14 protein-coding genes are annotated in these 16,685 nt (G+C 61.3%); 6 read left to right on the forward strand and 8 right to left on the reverse strand.

Features of this window, described 5'->3' with window-relative positions:
- Window positions 1-209 (forward strand): integrase core domain-containing protein (locus A9D60_RS17005; protein WP_141117948.1); only part of this gene is annotated, 209 nt, incomplete at its 5' end.
- A gap of 301 nt (window positions 210-510) precedes the next feature.
- Here A9D60_RS17005 and A9D60_RS17010 read toward each other — a convergent pair.
- Both A9D60_RS17010 and A9D60_RS17015 read right to left on the reverse strand, forming a co-directional pair.
- On the reverse strand, window positions 511-1,323 hold the full coding sequence (locus A9D60_RS17010) for a hypothetical protein (protein WP_065268693.1): 813 nt from the start codon (window positions 1,321-1,323) through the stop codon (window positions 511-513).
- 10 nt (window positions 1,324-1,333) lie between these two features.
- Window positions 1,334-2,512, reverse strand: coding sequence for a tyrosine-type recombinase/integrase (locus A9D60_RS17015; protein WP_065268694.1), 1,179 nt, complete (start codon window positions 2,510-2,512; stop codon window positions 1,334-1,336).
- A gap of 367 nt (window positions 2,513-2,879) precedes the next feature.
- Here A9D60_RS17015 and A9D60_RS17020 point away from each other — a divergent pair, with 367 nt between their 5' ends.
- The 4 genes from A9D60_RS17020 (at window position 2,880) to A9D60_RS17035 (ending at window position 9,325) form a co-directional block, all read left to right on the forward strand.
- Window positions 2,880-5,156: a glycosyltransferase family 2 protein gene (locus tag A9D60_RS17020; RefSeq protein ID WP_065268695.1), complete on the forward strand. Its 2,277-nt coding sequence runs from the start codon at window positions 2,880-2,882 to the stop codon at window positions 5,154-5,156.
- A 111-nt stretch (window positions 5,157-5,267) separates the two neighbouring features.
- Window positions 5,268-6,836, forward strand: a complete 1,569-nt coding sequence (locus tag A9D60_RS17025; protein ID WP_065268696.1) for a class I SAM-dependent methyltransferase — start codon at window positions 5,268-5,270, stop codon at window positions 6,834-6,836.
- A gap of 139 nt (window positions 6,837-6,975) precedes the next feature.
- Window positions 6,976-8,349: a hypothetical protein gene (locus tag A9D60_RS17030; RefSeq protein ID WP_065268697.1), complete on the forward strand. Its 1,374-nt coding sequence runs from the start codon at window positions 6,976-6,978 to the stop codon at window positions 8,347-8,349.
- 73 nt (window positions 8,350-8,422) lie between these two features.
- Window positions 8,423-9,325 carry a hypothetical protein gene (locus A9D60_RS17035; protein ID WP_065268698.1) on the forward strand — a complete coding sequence of 301 codons (903 nt, stop codon included), beginning with the start codon at window positions 8,423-8,425 and terminating at the stop codon, window positions 9,323-9,325.
- Here the strand turns inward: A9D60_RS17035 and A9D60_RS17040 are convergent.
- The 6 genes from A9D60_RS17040 to A9D60_RS17065 all read right to left on the reverse strand — a co-directional run bounded on the left by A9D60_RS17040 (window position 9,309) and on the right by A9D60_RS17065 (window position 15,577).
- On the reverse strand, window positions 9,309-10,247 hold the full coding sequence (locus A9D60_RS17040; RefSeq protein WP_065268699.1) for a hypothetical protein: 939 nt from the start codon (window positions 10,245-10,247) through the stop codon (window positions 9,309-9,311). The two genes, A9D60_RS17035 and A9D60_RS17040, sit on opposite strands and share 17 nt — an antisense overlap.
- 4 nt (window positions 10,248-10,251) lie before the next feature.
- Window positions 10,252-11,562, reverse strand: coding sequence for a TRAP transporter large permease (locus A9D60_RS17045; protein WP_065268700.1), 1,311 nt, complete (start codon window positions 11,560-11,562; stop codon window positions 10,252-10,254).
- 6 nt (window positions 11,563-11,568) lie between these two features.
- Window positions 11,569-12,102, reverse strand: a complete 534-nt coding sequence (locus A9D60_RS17050) for a TRAP transporter small permease (RefSeq protein ID WP_065268701.1) — start codon at window positions 12,100-12,102, stop codon at window positions 11,569-11,571.
- Window positions 12,103-12,175: 73 nt separating this feature from the next.
- Window positions 12,176-13,150 (reverse strand): TRAP transporter substrate-binding protein, encoded by a 975-nt coding sequence (locus A9D60_RS17055; protein ID WP_039151762.1) that lies wholly within the window; start codon window positions 13,148-13,150, stop codon window positions 12,176-12,178.
- 49 nt (window positions 13,151-13,199) lie between these two features.
- A complete protein-coding gene (locus tag A9D60_RS17060) occupies window positions 13,200-14,453 on the reverse strand; it encodes an NAD(P)/FAD-dependent oxidoreductase (protein ID WP_065268702.1) in 1,254 nt (417 codons plus the stop codon).
- Window positions 14,450-15,577 carry an enolase C-terminal domain-like protein gene (locus tag A9D60_RS17065; RefSeq protein WP_441295060.1) on the reverse strand — a complete coding sequence of 376 codons (1,128 nt, stop codon included), beginning with the start codon at window positions 15,575-15,577 and terminating at the stop codon, window positions 14,450-14,452. The genes A9D60_RS17060 and A9D60_RS17065 overlap by 4 nt, the downstream gene beginning before the upstream one ends.
- A gap of 100 nt (window positions 15,578-15,677) precedes the next feature.
- On the opposite strand from A9D60_RS17065, the gene A9D60_RS17070 reads away from it, so the two are divergent.
- The gene (locus tag A9D60_RS17070) at window positions 15,678-16,610 is read left to right on the forward strand and encodes a LysR family transcriptional regulator (RefSeq protein ID WP_065268703.1); all 933 of its coding nucleotides are present in this window, start codon (window positions 15,678-15,680) and stop codon (window positions 16,608-16,610) included.
- The last annotated feature ends 75 nt before the right edge of the window (window positions 16,611-16,685 follow it).

Raw genomic sequence — 16,685 nt, forward strand, 5'->3', positions numbered from 1 at the left:
AGCGGCTCTGGCGGAGTCTGAAATACGAGTGCGTCTACCTGCACGCTTGGGAGACTGGATCAGAGGCGAAGGCGGGCGTCGGCAGATGGATCGAGTTCTATAATCGAAAACGCCCACATTCCGCCCTTGGCGGCAAGCCTCCTGCCATGGTCTATTGGCTGAGAAAAGACGAAACCCAACCTGGTCAGCAGCGGCAGAGAGTAGCTTAAATTACGCCAGATCCTGTCCAACGATCGGGGAGTAGCTCAAAGGTTGGCGTGTGGCGACAGTCTGGGAGTGTGCGTTGAGAAAGCGGGTACAGGTTGACACCACAGTTGAGAAGCTCGCTGTATGACTGCCTACCTTGTCCGAAACGTTCGAATGCGGTGCGGCAAAAATTAAGTGGGATCAACCCGGTCAGGTTGCGGATGTCGTTGATGTTGAAATAAAGCGGTTCCATGGAGGAGTCCTTTTTTTGGCCTATCTGAGACCAAAATCGACCACTCGCGACCGGTAAAAAATGGGCCGGAATTAATTTTTATTTTTTTTCGGCGGGCGGCCAGGCCCTAGAATATTTGCTCCGCTCTCGTGCAGAAGTTCCCACGCGTAGCCAAAGGTTGGGTTTTTAACCTTGCGGCCAAGGTATTTTGCCAATTCAGCCTGAGATACAGTTTCATGGCTAGCATTTACGAAGGCGAGGGACTTTATAAACGTTTCGTGCAACGTGCCGTATGCCAGTAAGTTTAACAGTTGGGCGTCTAGCGGCTTTCGGGCGACGCCGACGCAAACTGCAAAGCGAGGATATTCCATTAGCTGCCGGACAAAGTGGATGCCATCGATGGGCGGCTCGGCTTCTGTGAATTCCTCAAGTCCGCGGATGGTCCAATCGGATGTATCCAGAAAGGCATAGAGGTTGCCCCTGTTCCGAACCCGAGAAAGCAACTCCTCCCTGGCGAGTTGCATGCTCGTTGGTTCCGCCGTCTCGGAACTGCGGGGTTTGAACTCTATGGGAGCGAACTCCTGACCACTTGTCGGCGTCAGGATGTTCGCTCCCAGCAGCTTCGTTTCTCGATTGCTGTCCACGATATGCAGGCTGTCGGCACGCTGGTGGATGTACCGCTCTGTCAGGTACATCGCTAAGCCCATTCTTAGATTGTTTCTCTCATCCGAAATCCGGAGAGCGCTTGCGATGTCACCAGTGCCATGATCGAAGCGGGTGGAGCGAAGAGGGGCAGCTTCAGCAAGCTGCTTCGCCAAACCAATACATACCGCCTCATTGGTGGCGAGGCCGATACACCGTTGAAAAATCGACGCTATCGAAATGCTTTGTACTTTTGTGCTCATTAGAGTTCTTTCATTTTGCAACCAGTTGCACAATCTCAGCGGTGTTGCCGGTCACGTGACTTGCCCACCTCTCCATCAGGGCACGCCGTTTTTCGAGGTAATCTGTCCGGCGATAGGATAATTCGACCTTACCCCCGATAGAGTGCGCTAGAGCCATCTCAGCAATCTCACGTGGGGTGTCTGTCGCTTCCGCACACCAAGTCCGAAAACTGGAACGAAACCCGTGGGGGCGCGCCGTAACTTCACGCCGTTCCATCATTCGGGACATTGTCGCGTCGGAAATCACACCCTTGCGTACGCTGGGGAACAGGTATCCATCTCGGGTAAAAGCCGCCGCCTGCTCAATGACGGACAGTGCTTCGGTTGAAAGAGGGACACGGAATTCTTTTCCGGATTTCATCCGTTCCGCCGGGATCACCCATGTGTTCCCGTCGATGTCATCAATATGGCAGTGCCGGACCGGGTGGGAACGAACAGCAGTCAGGATTAACAGACGCAGCGCCAGGTGGGTTATCGAGCCTTCGTTAAGGCTGTTATAGAATTCTGGCACCTCGGCCCACGGCATCGCGGGAATATGGCTCCGCTTTTGCCGGGACTTGCCCAGAAGGGCTTTCGCTTTCGCAGTAGCTTGAATGTCCACGGCCAGCCCCATCGCCGCGCCGTGCTGGATAACGATGCCAAGACGGCCCAGTGCTTTTTGGGCAGTTTCGCCCTTGCTATGCCAAATTGGGGCAAGTGCGTTCTTTATGTCTTGCTGGTCGATTTCTTCAATCGGCACGTTCCCCAGCTTCGGGAGAATGTGAAGCTCCAGGGGCGAGAACCATCTGCCTGACTTTCCGTCATTCTTTAGTTCGGCCTTGCGAGCTTCAAAGGCTTCTTTTGCTACAGTCGACAAGGTGTGATCCGCTTTTGCGGCTTCCCGGCGCAGGCGCTCGCGTTCTTTAATCGGGTCTTTTCCTGCTCGGACGACAGCACGCCACCTTGCGGCCTCTTCACGAGCTTCCTTTAGGCTGACCTCCGCGATTGAGCCCAGCCCCATTTCGCGGCGTCTTCCGTGGATTTGAACCCTAAGAAACCATTGCCCACCGCCGTCCGCGCGTCGATGAAGCCACAATCCGCCGCCGTCGCTGTATTTCCCCGGTGCGGCATTCTTCACATGGAGCGCTGATAACCGGTTGAGTGTCGCCATTGATCCACCTTTCTGCCCACCCGATTTGCTTGGCTTAGTTTAACCGATCTTGAACTGGATTGAACCGTAAAATACTGAATTTGCGCTGAAAAATTGGAATTGATGGGGGTTTGTGAACTCGCTTGAACGCCTTTGTTCAAGTCTTCAATGCATCTCGACCGCACCATCATCTCCCTGAAAAGCTTTGCTGTAAATTGGCGCCTTGCGTTTTCCGGGGGCGTGTCTGTTGCCCTTATATCAACCATGCGGTCTCTTGCAGCCCGCCTGCGGCGTTTGCCGGTTCCGGCACTCCAGTCCGCAGGGTATAAGGAAGCCGCCCCTCTCATCTGTAACCGGGGCCAAGAATTTCGCGATGTGAAGCAGCAGTATGTCCAATCCAGATCCCGGGAATTGCAGCGCTCAAGTCCTTGAACGTGAATTCAGTGCTCTGTCCGTGGGCGGAGCGGATCTGCTGGATGCTGTGCAAATGCCTGGTCCGGCAGCAAGCGCGGCGCGGCTGTTCTTCCGGTCCGGAACCCCGCGGGAAACCGTTGCTGCAATGTCCTCCCGCACTGGGACGGTGCTGCATAACTTTGGCGGCGCTCCGGTTCTGGATGTTCCGGCCGGCGATGCCAGCAGCGCAGTAAGACTCTCTGCGGACGGGGGAGAGTTTCAGATACCGCTCCATCCGGACGAGACCGGCCTGTTTGCAGGGCAAAACGTCCTTGCCGCGGTCCGCAACGGGGAAAGTGCGGAAACAGCCGCGGATTGGCTTCGCTTTCATGCCTCTCAGCATGGTGTGCAAGGGGCCGTTATTCTGGACCGGGCGCAGCCGCGGGAAAGCCGCCGTTTCATCCGGGATCTGCAGGAGCTTGCCGGCAGTATCCCGGGGCTAAGAACGGTTGTGGTCATCCACTCCAAACTGCCCCTGGGCAAGGAAGGGCTGCCGCCTGAGGCGCATCCCTTCAATGTGCCGGGCGCACCGGGCAAGGACCGGATGGAAATCCCGCCCGCGGATCCCTGGCAGGCGCCGCTGGGGGAGTTCCTGACTTACGAGATCCTGCGCGCGCGTTTCCTGGCGCGGGCGCGTGCGGTGGCCAATATCGATCTGTTCGACCTGCTGGCCCCCGTCGACGGGCCAAATGCGTTTGACCGCGCCGTGGACGCCGCTTCCGGCTGCATCCGCCTGGGCGGGGTGCAGGCCTATCCCTGGCGGGTGCGCAAGGGCGATGAGCCTGCCTTTGCCGATCACATCTGCACCCAGTTCGACGCATCCGGCCTGCGGCCGCGCTGGTGCTTGGCGCCTGCCAAGGCAGGTGCGGACTGTATCTGGCGCCTGATCCGAGTGGTCGGTGCAGAGCCGGATCCGGAGCAGGAGGCACGGTTCTACCGCTGCATGGCGCTGCGTCATCCGGCGGACACGGTTTCCAAGATCGTGCCGAAAACAAGCCTGGTGGAGACCCCGGAACTGCTGGAGCTGGCAACCGGGTATTTCAGCGCCAAACCCGTCCGCATTCCCGAAGAGCAGGCGGTCAAGCGCCCTGGCGGCAAAGCGCGAACCGCCATTGTCACCACGATGAAGAACGAGGGGCCATTCATCCTGGAGTGGCTGGCCTATCACCGGGCGATTGGTGTGGACGATTTTCTCGTCTACACCAACGACTGCTCTGATGGCACCGACACGATGCTGCAGATGCTGCAAGAGAAGGGTATCGTGCAGCACCGGGAAAACCCGTTCCGGGGCACCGGTCTGAAACCGCAGCACGCAGCGCTGCAGGCCGCAGAGGCGGAGCCGGTCATCCGCAACGCCGACTGGCTGGTCTGCATGGATGTGGATGAGTTCATCAACATCAAATGCGGTGAGGGACGGCTGGCGGATCTGTTCGAGGCGGTTGGCGATGCCAACATGATCTCGATGACCTGGCGGCTGTTCGGCAACAACGATGTGCGTGATTTCAGCGGCGGTCTGATCACCCGGGAATTCACCCGCTGCGCGCATGAGGTCACCCGCAAGCCGCATCAGGCCTGGGGGTTCAAGACACTGTTCCGCAATAATAGCATCTTCAAGAAGCTGGGGGTGCACCGGCCCAAGGGCCTGAAGCCGCAGCTGTGGGAAGACATCCGCTGGGTCAATGGCTCCGGCCAGGACATGCCACGGGAGATGTTCCGCAACGGCTGGCGTTCCTCGATGAGCACCTATGGTTATGACCTGGTGCAGCTGAACCACTACGCCGTGCGCAGCGCCGAGAGCTTTCTGGTCAAGCGTGACCGCGGCCGGGTCAATCACGTGGACCGTGACCAAGGCTTGTCCTATTGGTTTCGGATGAACAACAACGCCGAGGATGAACGCTCGATCCATCGGATGATCCCGGCGCTGGAGGCCGAAATGGCGCGGCTGCTGTCGGACCCGGACATTGCCGCGGCGCATGAGTTTTCCTGCCGCAAGCACCGCGAGAAGATCGAGGAGCTGAAGCCCCGCGATGACATGCAGGAGTTGTTCCGCGAACTGACCAGCGAAAAGCTGTGCAAGCTGTCCAGGATGCATGCGCATTTCGGCGCCAACGTCTTTTTAAGCGGTCCGGGGGTGATTCCGGATGAAGTTGCCGAGAAAGAGCCAGGCAGCGATTTCTGGTTCACGGTGGCGCGCGGGGAGACCACACACTAGGGCTGGCTGGCCTGGGCAATTTGACAGGATTTTGAGACGAAGGCTAATTTGCGCCAACAAAATAACGCATTCAGGCGGTAGACGTAACGAGAATAACAAAGGGCAGGTAACATGGCACTTCCGGTCATCGCATCACTTTGGGTGGGCGCTGAGCTCAGCTGGCTGGAACAGCTTTGCCTGAAGTCCTTTGCCGACAACGGCCACGAGGTGGTTCTGTTCACCTACGATGAGGTCAAGGGCGTGCCTGAGGGGGTGCGGGTGGCGGATGCCAACGAAATCCTGCCGGCAGACCGTATCATCCGTCATGCCAAGACTGGCAGTCCGGCCTATCATGCGGATGTCTTCCGCCTGCACATGCTGCGCCAGACGGACTATGTCTGGGCCGACACGGATGCCTATTGCTGCCAGCCCTGGGATATCAAGGGCAAGCATTTCCATGGCTGGATCTCGGACAAGAAGCCGATGGTCAACAATGGCGTGCTGCGGTTGCCGAAGACCTCCAAGACACTGCAGGCGATGCTGAAGTTTACCAGTGACGAATACCCCATTCCACCCTGGTACAGCGCTGAGAAGCAGGCAGAGCTGCAGGCGCTGAAGGATGCCGGGCAGGGGGTGCATGTGTCGCTGCTGCCCTGGGGCGTGTGGGGGCCGGATGCGCTGACCTGGTTTCTGCAGGAAACCGGGGAAATCTCAAACTCGAAGCCCGGCCATGTGATCTATCCGGTGCCGTTCAAGCAGGCGGGGGTGGTGTTGAACCCGAACCGCCGCAATCAGGCCGCCAAGCATATCCGCAGAGATACTCTGTCGATCCATTTCTGGGGGCGGCGGTTCCGCAATATCGCCACCAAATACGGCGGGGTGCCGCCAGAAGGCTGCTATGTGCATGAACTGCTGGCCAAACACGGGATCGATGCTGAAGAAACCCGCCATCTGCTGCAGCCCGTGCCGGAAACTGAGGTATCCATGACAGAAGTAATCGACCCCGAGACGCTGGATTTTTCCATGTTCAGCGACCAGGATGTGGCCAACATCCTGTTGCAGCGAAGCGAGCTTGCCAGTTCGGGCCAGACCATTCGGGACTGGCTGGCGGGCGATGAGCAGCTGCTGCTGGACGAAGCCAGAACGCAGCGGGAGCATATCCTGCACGAGTCGATCCGTATCGCGGAACGGGAGTGCCAGTTCTTTCTGAAATCAGCAGACGCGATAGCGCCGAAATGCTCAGCCGATATCGGCTGCGGATATGCCTTTGCCAGCCTGGTGCTGCACCGCCGTTACGGCTGCGATGTCGTCCTGATCGATATCGAAGAAGGGAGCAGCCGCCATTTCGGGTTCGAGGGCGAAGGCGCGGGATACACAAGCCTTGAAACCGCCCGGGCCTTCTTGGCAGGCAATGGCGTGCCGGCGGACAAGATCACCTGTCTCAACCCGAAATCTCAAGACACGGCCGCGCTGGGCAGTTTCGACCTGGTGATCAGCCTGGCCTCCTGCGGGTTCCACTATCCGGTCGGCACCTATGACGGCCTGTTCCGCAGCCAGATCAATGACGGCGGCGGCATTGTTCTGGACATCCGCAAGGGATCCGGCGGCATCGGCGCGATGAAGACCTACGGGGCTGTCGATGTCCTTGCAAAGCATGGCAAATACTCCACGGTCCTGACCCGGGTCGGGCAGGGCGCGTGAACGGTACGGGGACGTTAACCTTTTGCTGTTATGTGACGGCAGAGGTGCGCGGTCCTGCGGCGCTCCCGCGCCGGTTCCGGCGGGCTGCAGGCAGGGGTGCGATGGTTTCTGGAGGACACAGGAAGGCGGATGAATTCATATGCTGACCAGTGAATTCGACTTCAGAACCGTGCTGCCGGAGCTTGATGCTGACGACGTCAGCAGCGTTGCGGATATCAACGGGCAGGCGCCGGAATTGTGTATCCTGCTGCATCACAGGTTCGGCTGCCGCATTGATCTGGTCTGCCTCGACCGCAAGGGCAGGCCCAGGACACCCGAAGCATCGGAGCTGCAAACCTGGCTTTCCCGGCTCAAACAGGGCGGGGTTGACCGGGAGGCTATGGAAATCGCTGAGGGCGGGGATGAAAACCGCCAGTACGACGTGATCCTCGCGCTGAACAGCTTTGGCGTGCGGCACAGGATCCAGAACATCAAACCGCTGCTGGACGTTGCGCTGCACCCGCTGAGCCGGGTCGTGATCGAAATCCGAAAGGGGTCGGGCAGCTATCCGTTTCTGAAGGCCTATGGCGGCTGCAATACGCTGCTGGCGCCCGGGGCAGACAGCAACGGGCTGGCAGTCCTGTCCGCCGAACCTCAGGAGGTGCTCCCCCCCTCCGGTGAGTGGTCCAAGGTCGCCCGCGGGCTGGCCGGGGAAGAAGGTTTCTTTGACGAGCTTGAGGAGCATTCCTTTCTGTTCATGCCGCGCGGGGAAACGCTGGTGGTCACCTTCGACAATCTCGATATTGCGATGACCAAGCGGGACAACCGGCGGCCTTGGGGCTTCAGCTTCATCGAAGCGCAGGGCTGGTCGATGCTCGGTGTGATGGCCAACGGCTGGACCTGGTTCCGCCACCAGGAAGTCACCCGCAAGTTCGAGGAGTTGCGCGACAGCGGGTTCTTTCAGCAGTTTTCCCGCGTTGTGTTTTATGGCGCCTCGATGGGCGGCTATGCGGCAGCGGCCTTTGCCGCGGCCGCGCCTGGTTCAACGGTGTTTGCAATCAGCCCGCAGTCCACGCTGGACAAGTCCATCGTGCCCTGGGAGATGCGCTACAAGAAGGTTTGGGACCGGGATTTCTCCGGCCCCTTCGGCGACGCGGCACAAGCCAGCCAGGGGGCAGGGGACGTGCACATCATGTTCGACCCCTTTGTGGCGCCGGATGCGGCCCATGCAGCGCGTTTCACCGGCGCCAATGTCACTTTCTGGCGCTGCCCGCTTCTGGGGCACCGGCTGGGCTCCTCGCTGCAGCAGATGGGTGTGCTGCAGGAGGTTGCCCGCGGCGCGATTGCCGGGGACCTGACGCCGCACCGCTTTCACCGCCTGCTGCGCAAGCGGCACAGCTTTCCCCGGTTCCAGCGGGAGCTCGCCAACCTGGCGCTGGACCGCGGCCATCCGGGTCTTGCGAAACAGGTCTGTGCCTATATCTTGCGGCAGAGGGACGACCGGTTTTTCCGCCGGATGAAGGAGCGGTTATGAGATGCGCAGATGGCCGCGCGGCAGGCCGCAATTGCGCCGCTGAACATAACCCGGGCAGAGGCCGGACAGGATAATGAGCCAGTCGAACACCGACATACGGGATATCTCCCTGGCCTTCCACATCGGGGCGCCCAATACCGACAACGGCCAGCTGATCTGGTCGCTGCGAAAGGACGCGCAGCCGCTGCTGGAACACGGGGTCATGATCCGCCGCCCTGGCACCTATATGACGGCGCTGAACCAGCTGATCCGCAAACAGAACAAGGAATTTGTGACGGAGCAGGAGCGGGATGCGCTGCTGGCAGGTATGGTCAAGGATCAGGCAGTCTCGCGGGTCATCCTGACAAATTCCGGCTTTCTGGGGATGCCGGGCTGGATGCTGCAGGGCGGACGGCTGTACCGCAACGCGGGAAGCAACACTGCAGCTCTGCGCGGTCTGTTTCCCGGCAATCCTTGCGAATTCTTCCTTGGCCTGCGCAATCCGGCCACCCTGATTGCTCCGGTGTTCAAGTCTCAGTCCGGCAGGACCTGGAGCGAGTTTGCAGGGGATACCGATTTCTTGAACCTGCATTGGTCGGAAGTGGTCGAGGATATTCTGGACCGCAACCCCGGCTGCCGTATCACCGTTTGGTGCAACGAGGAAACGCCGGTGATCTGGCCCAGTATTCTGGGCCATGTGACCGGCCTGGGGGACAGTTTCCGCTTCAGCGGTGAGTTGGACATCACACGCGGCATCATTTCCGAGGCGGGATATGAGCGGCTGGAGAACTATCTGGCAAGCCGTCCCGGGCTCTCTGAGGACCAGCGGGAGCGGGTGCGCGCGCTGTTCCTGAGTTATTTCCACGACGAGGAGGAGGTCGAGGAGGAAATCGACCTCCCCGGCTGGTCGCAAGCGCTGGTGGACGACATGAGCGAGAGCTACATGGCCGATGCCGAGCTGATCCGGCATATGCCGGGTGTTACCTTCCTGTCCTGAGGGTCGGCCGGCCGTAGAGCGGCTTCATCAGGATCGCAGTCAGATACATCGGGATCTGGTAACAGCCGAGGAAGATCAGCAAAGGATCGGTCGTGGCTGCGGGCAGGGCGATCAGGAACAGGGCAAAGTTCCGGTTGCCGGCGACGACGGAAACTGGCACCGCGCCACTGCCCGCACGGCGGCGCAAGACTGTAAACACCAGAACTTGCAGGCCCAGGTTTGCAGTCAAGGCAAAGCATAGCCATTGCACCACCAGCAGCGGGTCCATCCGCAGTGCAGGCCCCAGCGCAGCCATCAGCCCGACCACAATGACCGCCAGCGCAATCACGGTCAGCCCGTCGATGGCCCTGGCCTGGTCGTCCCGCATTTGCGGCAAAGTCAGGCGGCGCAGCAGGAAGGCCGCCGCCACGGTCAGGCCAATCGCGCCGATCAGCCGCCCGGCGGCGCGCAGCACTTCGCCCAGATCGCCGAGGCCGGGGGCCAGAAGGAACACCGGGATCACCGTCAGCGGCATCAGCGCGGTGCCGGTGATCAGCAGGCGGAAGGCCGGTTCCGGTGCGTGCCCCATCAGCGCGGTGATATTGGGACTGCCGGTCACCGAGGGCGCGCTCAGCATCAAGATCAGCGCAACGGCCGCGGGGGTCTGTGCAACCCCGAACAGCGCGGCGATCCCCAAAGCCAGCAGCGGCAAGGCGACTTGCAGCAGGGCGATGGCCTTCAGCGTGCCGATACCGTCCGCCAGCCCGCCTGCGGCCTTGCGGAGGCCGATCCGGTAGGCGTTCAAAAACAAAAGCCCGGCCACCATTTCCGGCAGCCAGGGCTGAAGGGCGGCGGCGAGGCCGGGCAGCAAAAGCCCGGCCAGCAGCCCCAGGACCAAACCGGCCCGCCCGTGCCGGGCGGCAAAGGCGAGCGCGCGGAGCATGAGGTCAGACCGGTCCCGGCCTGAGGTTGTTGGGCAGGTAGGTCGCCAGCTCCGGGAAGGCGATCAGCACAAACACCATCAGCACCATGATCAGGAACATCGGGATCGCGGCGCGGGCGATATAGCTCATCTCGTGGTGGGTCATGCCCTGCATCACAAACAGGTTGAAGCCGATCGGCGGGGTGATCTGCGCCATTTCCACAACCACCACGATGAAGATGCCGAACCAAATGAGGTCGATGCCCGCCTGGCGGATCATCGGCTCCACCACCGCCATGGTCAGCACCACCGAGGAGATGCCGTCGAGGAAGCAGCCCAGCACGATGTAGAACACCAGGAGCACCATCAGCAGCTCCAGGCGCGACAGCTCCCAGCCCGCGATCAGGTCCGCCAGCCCGCGCGGCAGGCCGGTGAATCCCATCGACAGCGACAGAAACGCAGCACCCGCCAGGATCAGCGCAATCATCGCGCTGGTGCGGGTGGCTCCCATCAGGCTTTCGGTGAAGGTCTTCCAGTTCAGCGAACCTTGCGACAGTGCCAGCAGCAGCGAGCCGATGACGCCGAAGGCCGCCGCCTCGGTTGCGGTGGCAAAGCCCAGGTACATCGAGCCGATCACAACGATGATCAGCGCAATCACCGGCGCCAGGAAGCGGGAGTTCTTGACCTTTTGCGCGAAGGTCAGCTTGTCCTCCTGGTTGGGATTCCAGTCCTTTCCTACCTTGGAGTAGATCGCCACATAGCCCATGAACATTGCCGCCAGCACCAGGCCCGGCAGGATGCCGGCAAAGAACAGCTTGGTGATTGATTCATTTATAGTGACGCCATAGACGATCAGCGTCAGCGACGGAGGGATCATCAGGCCCAGGGTGGCCGCGCCGGTCAGGGTGCCGATCACCATTTTCTCGGGGTAATTGCGCTTGCGCAGCTCCGGGATCGACATCTTGCCTACTGTGGTCAGTGTTGCGGCGGAGGAGCCGGAGACCGCGGCAAATACCGTGCAGCCGACGATATTGGTGTGCACCAGCCCGCCGGGCAGCGGTGCCATCCAAGGCGACAGGCCCTTGAACATGTCCTCGGATAATCGGGTCCGGTAGAGGATTTCGCCCATCCAGATGAACATCGGCAGCGCCGTCAGGGTCCAGCTGGAGGAGGCCGACCAGATGGTGGTCAGCATGACGTCGCCCACGGGGCGGGTGGTGAACAGCTCCATGCCGACCCAGGCCACGCCCATCAGCGCCAGGCCGACCCAGACGCCGGTGCCCAGAAGGGTGAACAGAACGAAGAGGAAGAGAATGATGACTGAGATGTTTTCCATATGCCCTTACTCCGCGTGGCTCTGATCTTCGAGATCCCTGGTGATGCGGTGATCGCCGCGGAAAATCACGTGGAACAAATGGTCGGTGAGGGCGATGGCCAGGATAACCGCGCCGATCAGCATTGCGCTTTGCGGCATCCACAGCGGCGTGCGGTCCTGGCCCTGGCTCACGTCGTTAAACTTCCAGCTCCAGTAGACAAAGCGGTAGGCGTAGAAGCAGAAGTACCACATCACCGCGGTGCCGATGCCAAAGCACCAGATTTCCAGTACCCGGCGAAAGCCTTCGGGCACCGCGTTCAGCAGGATCGACACCCGGATATGGCTGCCGCGGTTCAGCGCATTCGCAAAGGCCAGGAACGACGCAGCGGCCATCGCATAGCCTGCGTAATCCGGCGCGCCGGGGAAGACTTCGCCGGTCCAGCGGGCCAGCATCTGGACCACGATCAGCCCCAGAATGGCAATCAGGCAGAGGGCAGCCAGCATCCCCGCCGCGAGGTATAGAAAATCCAGTCCGGAGCGCAGCCCCCTGAGCACAGTCATAACATCCCCATCGGCATTATTCTTATGAGACTACGGGCGGCACCTGCCGCGCCGCCCGTATCAGGTGGTGTGATTACTCGGCGCGGAAGGCGTCGACGATGGCTTTGCCTTCTTCCCCGGCTGCTTCCAGCCATTCATTGGTCATGGTGACGCCGATTTCCTTCAGCTCACCCACCATCTGATCGGACGCCGGACCCACGGTCATGCCGCCGTCACGCAGGCCTTGCAGGGTGAAGCCGGTGTATTCCTTGGCGCGCCAGTTGCCTGCGTATTCGGCCAGCTTGGCGCAGCCCTTGATCACGTTCTGGTTGGCCTCGGAGGTGCCGTTCCAGACATCGGAGTTCACGAACACGTAGTTGCGCGGCAGCCAGGCATCCACTTCGTAGAAATAGTTCAGGCTTTCCCAGACTTTACGGTCATAGCCGGTGGAGCCGGAGGAGACCATCGACTCCGCGACACCGGTGGCAAAGGCCTGGCTGATCTCAGCCGCCTCAATGGTCACCGGCAGCATGCCGGTCAGCTCCGCCAGGCGGGAGGTGGCATTGTTGTAGGAGCGGAACTTGATGCCTTTCATGTCGGCAACCGAGTTCACCTCGTTCTTGAAATAGAGCCCCTGCGGGGGCCACGGCACAGCGTAGAGCAGGGTCAGGTTCTGCTCTGCCAGCAGTTTCTCGATGGAGGGCTTGGCCGCCTTCCACAGCTTGTCGCTGTCGTCAAAGGAGGTCGCCAGGAACGGGATCGAGTCAAAGCCGAACAGCGCGTTTTCGTTCTGGTGGCCGGACAGCAGCCGCTCGCCAATGGGGGCCTGGCCAGTCTGCACTGCGCGCTTGATGTCGGCGCCCTTGAACAGCGAGCCGGAGGGGTGGGTCTTGATCTCAACTTCGCCGCCGGTGCCGGTGGTCACGCAGTCAGCAAACTCAGCGCCGGTGGCGGAGTGGAAGTTGGAGGCCGAATAGGCCATGGGCATGTCCCAGGTTTCTGCCGCAGCGGGCAGGGCGGCGGCTGCGGTCAGCGCGGTGGCGGCCAGCAGTTGGGTCAGTTTTTTCATCATGTTCTCCCTGTTGTGGTTACGGCCCCTTGTGGGGCACTGGTTGGTATCAGATCGCGTATCGCTCCGGGTCATAGGCGCTCATGTCCATGTTCGGGGTGCGGCCCGAAATCATTTGCGCCAGCAGGCGCCCGGTCTTCGGCCCGCCTGTCAGGCCGATGTGGTGGTGGCCAAAGCCAACGAAGGCGCCGGACAGGCCGGGAACTTCCCCGATCACCGGGATCGAATCCGCCGGTGCCGGGCGGGCGCCCTGCCATTCCTCTTCGTGTTTCCAAGTGACGCCCGGCAGGATGCGGCGCGCATTCCTGTGCAACAGCTCCAGCGGGCCTTTCGACGGCCCGGCTTCCAGCCCGCCGAATTCCACGATGCCTGCAATCCGGATCCGTCCCTCCATCGGGGTCACCACGCATTTGGCCGCTGCTACCATCACGGGGGCCTTGGGCATCGCCGAAGGCTCCCATAATTCAAGATGATAGCCGCGTTCTGCTTCCAGTGGTACGGAAATTCCCAGTTTCTCTGCCAGCGGCTTGGACCAAACGCCGGTGGCCACCACAACCGCGTCGCAAGGGATTGTCTCGCCGCCTGCGCGCACGCCGGTCACCGTGCCGTTTTTGCGCGTCACGTCCGTCACAAAGGCCTTGATCAGCCGGCCGCCATTGCCGGTAACGTGGGCCGCCAGGTCCTTCACATACTGGCCGGGGTCAGTGATGATGCCGTGGTCTTTCAACCGCGCGGCAAAGGTGATGTCTTTGGCATAGATTTCATCATAGGCACGGAACTCCGCGCCCACCAACTCATCCCATTGAAAACCGTGTTTCTTGCGCAGGCCCCAGCCGAATGCATCCTCGCCGAAATGCGCGCGGTCATTGTAGAGGAACAGATAGTCAGAGGGTTTCAAATGCCGCTCGGCTCCGGTGCCCGCCGCCAGCGCCTGATGATCGGCCAGCGAGTCCCCGACGATAGGTGCCAATGCCGCGGCAATGCGGGCGGTGTCCCCGGCATTGGCATGCCCCATGTATTTCATCAGCCAGGGCGCCAGTTTCGGCAGGTAGCCCCAGCGCATGAACAAGGGCTGCTCCGGGTCCAGCAGCATCTTCGGCGCCTTCTTCCACAGCCCCGGCCCGGTGACCGGCACGATGGAGCAGGAGGCGAGAATGCCGCCGTTGCCGTGGCTGGTGCCTTCGCCCGGCCCCTTGCCGTCGATCAGGATCACCTGATGCCCGTCGCGCTGCAGCTCAATCGCGGCCGAGACGCCGACGATGCCGGCACCGATGATGGTCACGGTTTTCTTGGCCTCGCTCATGCCGAGACCTTCTTGGAGACCGCGAAACGGTCCAGCTTTTCAATATCTGGCTTGATACCCAGCCCCGGCCCGTCCGGCACCACTACGTGGCCGTCCCTGACCTGGAAAGGCGTCTCCAGAATGTCCTCTTTCAGGAAGTAACTCGCCTGATAGAACTCGCAGCCCAGCCGGATCTCGGGCGTGGCCGCAATCATGTGGGTGCCAGCCAGATGGGCGACGCCGGCCTCGAACATGTCACCGCCATAGGCCGACAGCCCGTTTGCCGCTGCAATCCGCGCCACTGTTTGCCCGCAGGTCAGCCCGCCAGACTTCATGATCTTGACCGAGACGCCATCGCAGATGCCCTCGCGTGCCGCGCGTACCATGTCCTCCGGGCCGAATACGCTCTCGTCCGCCAAGAGCGGCACATCAATCATCTGGCGCAGCTTTGCCATCATGCCAAAGTGGTGAAACCGCACCGGCTGCTCGATGAAATCCGGCTTGAACTCCGCCACATCACGGACCTGCGCCGGCGCGTCCTCGATGCTCAGGCCCTGGTTATAGTCCACCCGCACCCGAAACTCGGGGAAGTCCTTTGCAATCCGCTCCAGCCGCATGATGTCGAAGGCATGATCCTTGAACCCGGTCTTCAGCTTGATCAGCCCGACCTTGTCGGCCCGCAGCCGGTGCAGAAGATCCACGTCCTTTTCAAAATCCGGATCGGCGATTGAGCAGCTGAGCGGGATGGTATCGCGGCACTTGCCGCCCAGCAGCGCCCAGACCGGAACCCCTGTGATCCGCCCGGTCAGGTCCAGCAGGGCGGTTTCCAGCGCCGCTTTGGCCTCGGTGCAATGGGCCACGGCCTTGGCCGCATCCGCCATGATCGCCGCGCGGTCCGCCACCCGGCGGCCCTCCACCAGCGGCCGGATGTAGCGGTCCAAGGCCGCCAGGCTGGCCTCAGGCGTGCCGGTGAACACCGACCAGGTCGAGGCCTCGCCAAACCCTTCGGCGCCGCCTTCGCTGCGCAGGCGCACAATGATGACCTCGCAGGAGCCCTCAACAGACCCGATCCCGTGGTCGCGGCGCGACAAGACGGGCAGCGCGAGATGCCACAAATCCATCCCGGCAATCTTTTGTTCCAGCACTTCGATCTTCCTCCCAGGTGCGGGAAAAGCCTGCCTTGACTGGATCATCATTACCAATACAAAGAATTGGACAAGGTATCATGAAAAGTGATGATCTGACATGTCCCTCCGCTTCCGCCAGTTGCAGGCCTTCCATGCCATTGTTGAGACCGGCACCGTCACCGGTGCCGCGGAGCAGCTGGGCATTTCTCAGCCCGGCATTTCAAACCTGCTCTACCAGCTGGAGCGCCAGACCCGCCTCAAGCTGTTCGAACGCAGCAAGGGCCGCCTGATCCCGACGCCAGAGGCGGGCGTGCTGTTTCAGGAGGTCGACACCGTTGTGCGCGGGCTGGATCACGTGGCGCAGGCAGTGACGGACCTGCAGAACAAGCAGGCGGGCCAGCTGCAGGTCGCCTCGCAGCACTCCATGTCCTTCGGCTTCATGCCCGCTCTGATCGCTCGCTTTGCCCGTACACGCCCCGATTTGTCGATCTCCTTCCAGGCGCAGTATTCGCTGAAAATCCAGGAATGGGTGATCGCGGGCCTGTTTGAGATCGGCGTCTGCGAGATGCCACTGATCCACGACGGGCTGGAGGTGCATCCGGTCAGCGTCGAGACCCGGCTGGCGATGCCTGCGGACAGTCCGCTGGCGGAACACGAGGTGCTTACACCGGAGCTGCTGGAGGGTGTGCCCTTCATTGTCATGGGGCCGGACCACATGACCCACCGCCGCACCCGCGAGGTGTTCCAGCAGGCAGGGATCCCTCTTAAAACCCGCGTGCATTCGCATATGTTCAAGAACCTCCTGAGTTTTGTGCAGGAGGGAATGGGTGTTTCGCTCCTGGACCCCTTCGTGCTGGGTTTCGAGAGCGGCGGCGGCTTTGTTTCCCGGCCGTTCCGCCCGCGCATCATGATGGATATGGCGGTGATCACGTCCAAGTCGCGCCCGCTGTCGGCGGTGGGGCAGGAGTTTTTGGCGCTCTTGAAGCGGGAGCTGGCGCCTTACTCCGTGGCAGACAGCTCGCCCGTTCCTGATAACTCTTTGCGCGGCTGAAGGCCGGGCAGCGCCCGACCCTCTCCCACGGGGAGGGCGCTTTCAGCACCCGCCCCGAGGATCGGGCGCTGCCCT

This window comes from Leisingera sp. JC1, from assembly GCF_001679925.1.
In the GTDB taxonomy this organism is placed as follows: domain Bacteria; phylum Pseudomonadota; class Alphaproteobacteria; order Rhodobacterales; family Rhodobacteraceae; genus Leisingera.

Coding starts and splice junctions, on each gene's coding strand:
- A9D60_RS17010 (WP_065268693.1), bottom strand. CDS start 1,323: ATGAGCACAAAAGTACAAAGCATTTCGATAGCGTCGATTTTTCAACGG.
- A9D60_RS17015 (WP_065268694.1), bottom strand. CDS start 2,512: ATGGCGACACTCAACCGGTTATCAGCGCTCCATGTGAAGAATGCCGCA.
- A9D60_RS17020 (WP_065268695.1), top strand. CDS start 2,880: ATGTCCAATCCAGATCCCGGGAATTGCAGCGCTCAAGTCCTTGAACGT.
- A9D60_RS17025 (WP_065268696.1), top strand. CDS start 5,268: ATGGCACTTCCGGTCATCGCATCACTTTGGGTGGGCGCTGAGCTCAGC.
- A9D60_RS17030 (WP_065268697.1), top strand. CDS start 6,976: ATGCTGACCAGTGAATTCGACTTCAGAACCGTGCTGCCGGAGCTTGAT.
- A9D60_RS17035 (WP_065268698.1), top strand. CDS start 8,423: ATGAGCCAGTCGAACACCGACATACGGGATATCTCCCTGGCCTTCCAC.
- A9D60_RS17040 (WP_065268699.1), bottom strand. CDS start 10,247: ATGCTCCGCGCGCTCGCCTTTGCCGCCCGGCACGGGCGGGCCGGTTTG.
- A9D60_RS17045 (WP_065268700.1), bottom strand. CDS start 11,562: ATGGAAAACATCTCAGTCATCATTCTCTTCCTCTTCGTTCTGTTCACC.
- A9D60_RS17050 (WP_065268701.1), bottom strand. CDS start 12,102: ATGACTGTGCTCAGGGGGCTGCGCTCCGGACTGGATTTTCTATACCTC.
- A9D60_RS17055 (WP_039151762.1), bottom strand. CDS start 13,150: ATGAAAAAACTGACCCAACTGCTGGCCGCCACCGCGCTGACCGCAGCC.
- A9D60_RS17060 (WP_065268702.1), bottom strand. CDS start 14,453: ATGAGCGAGGCCAAGAAAACCGTGACCATCATCGGTGCCGGCATCGTC.
- A9D60_RS17070 (WP_065268703.1), top strand. CDS start 15,678: ATGTCCCTCCGCTTCCGCCAGTTGCAGGCCTTCCATGCCATTGTTGAG.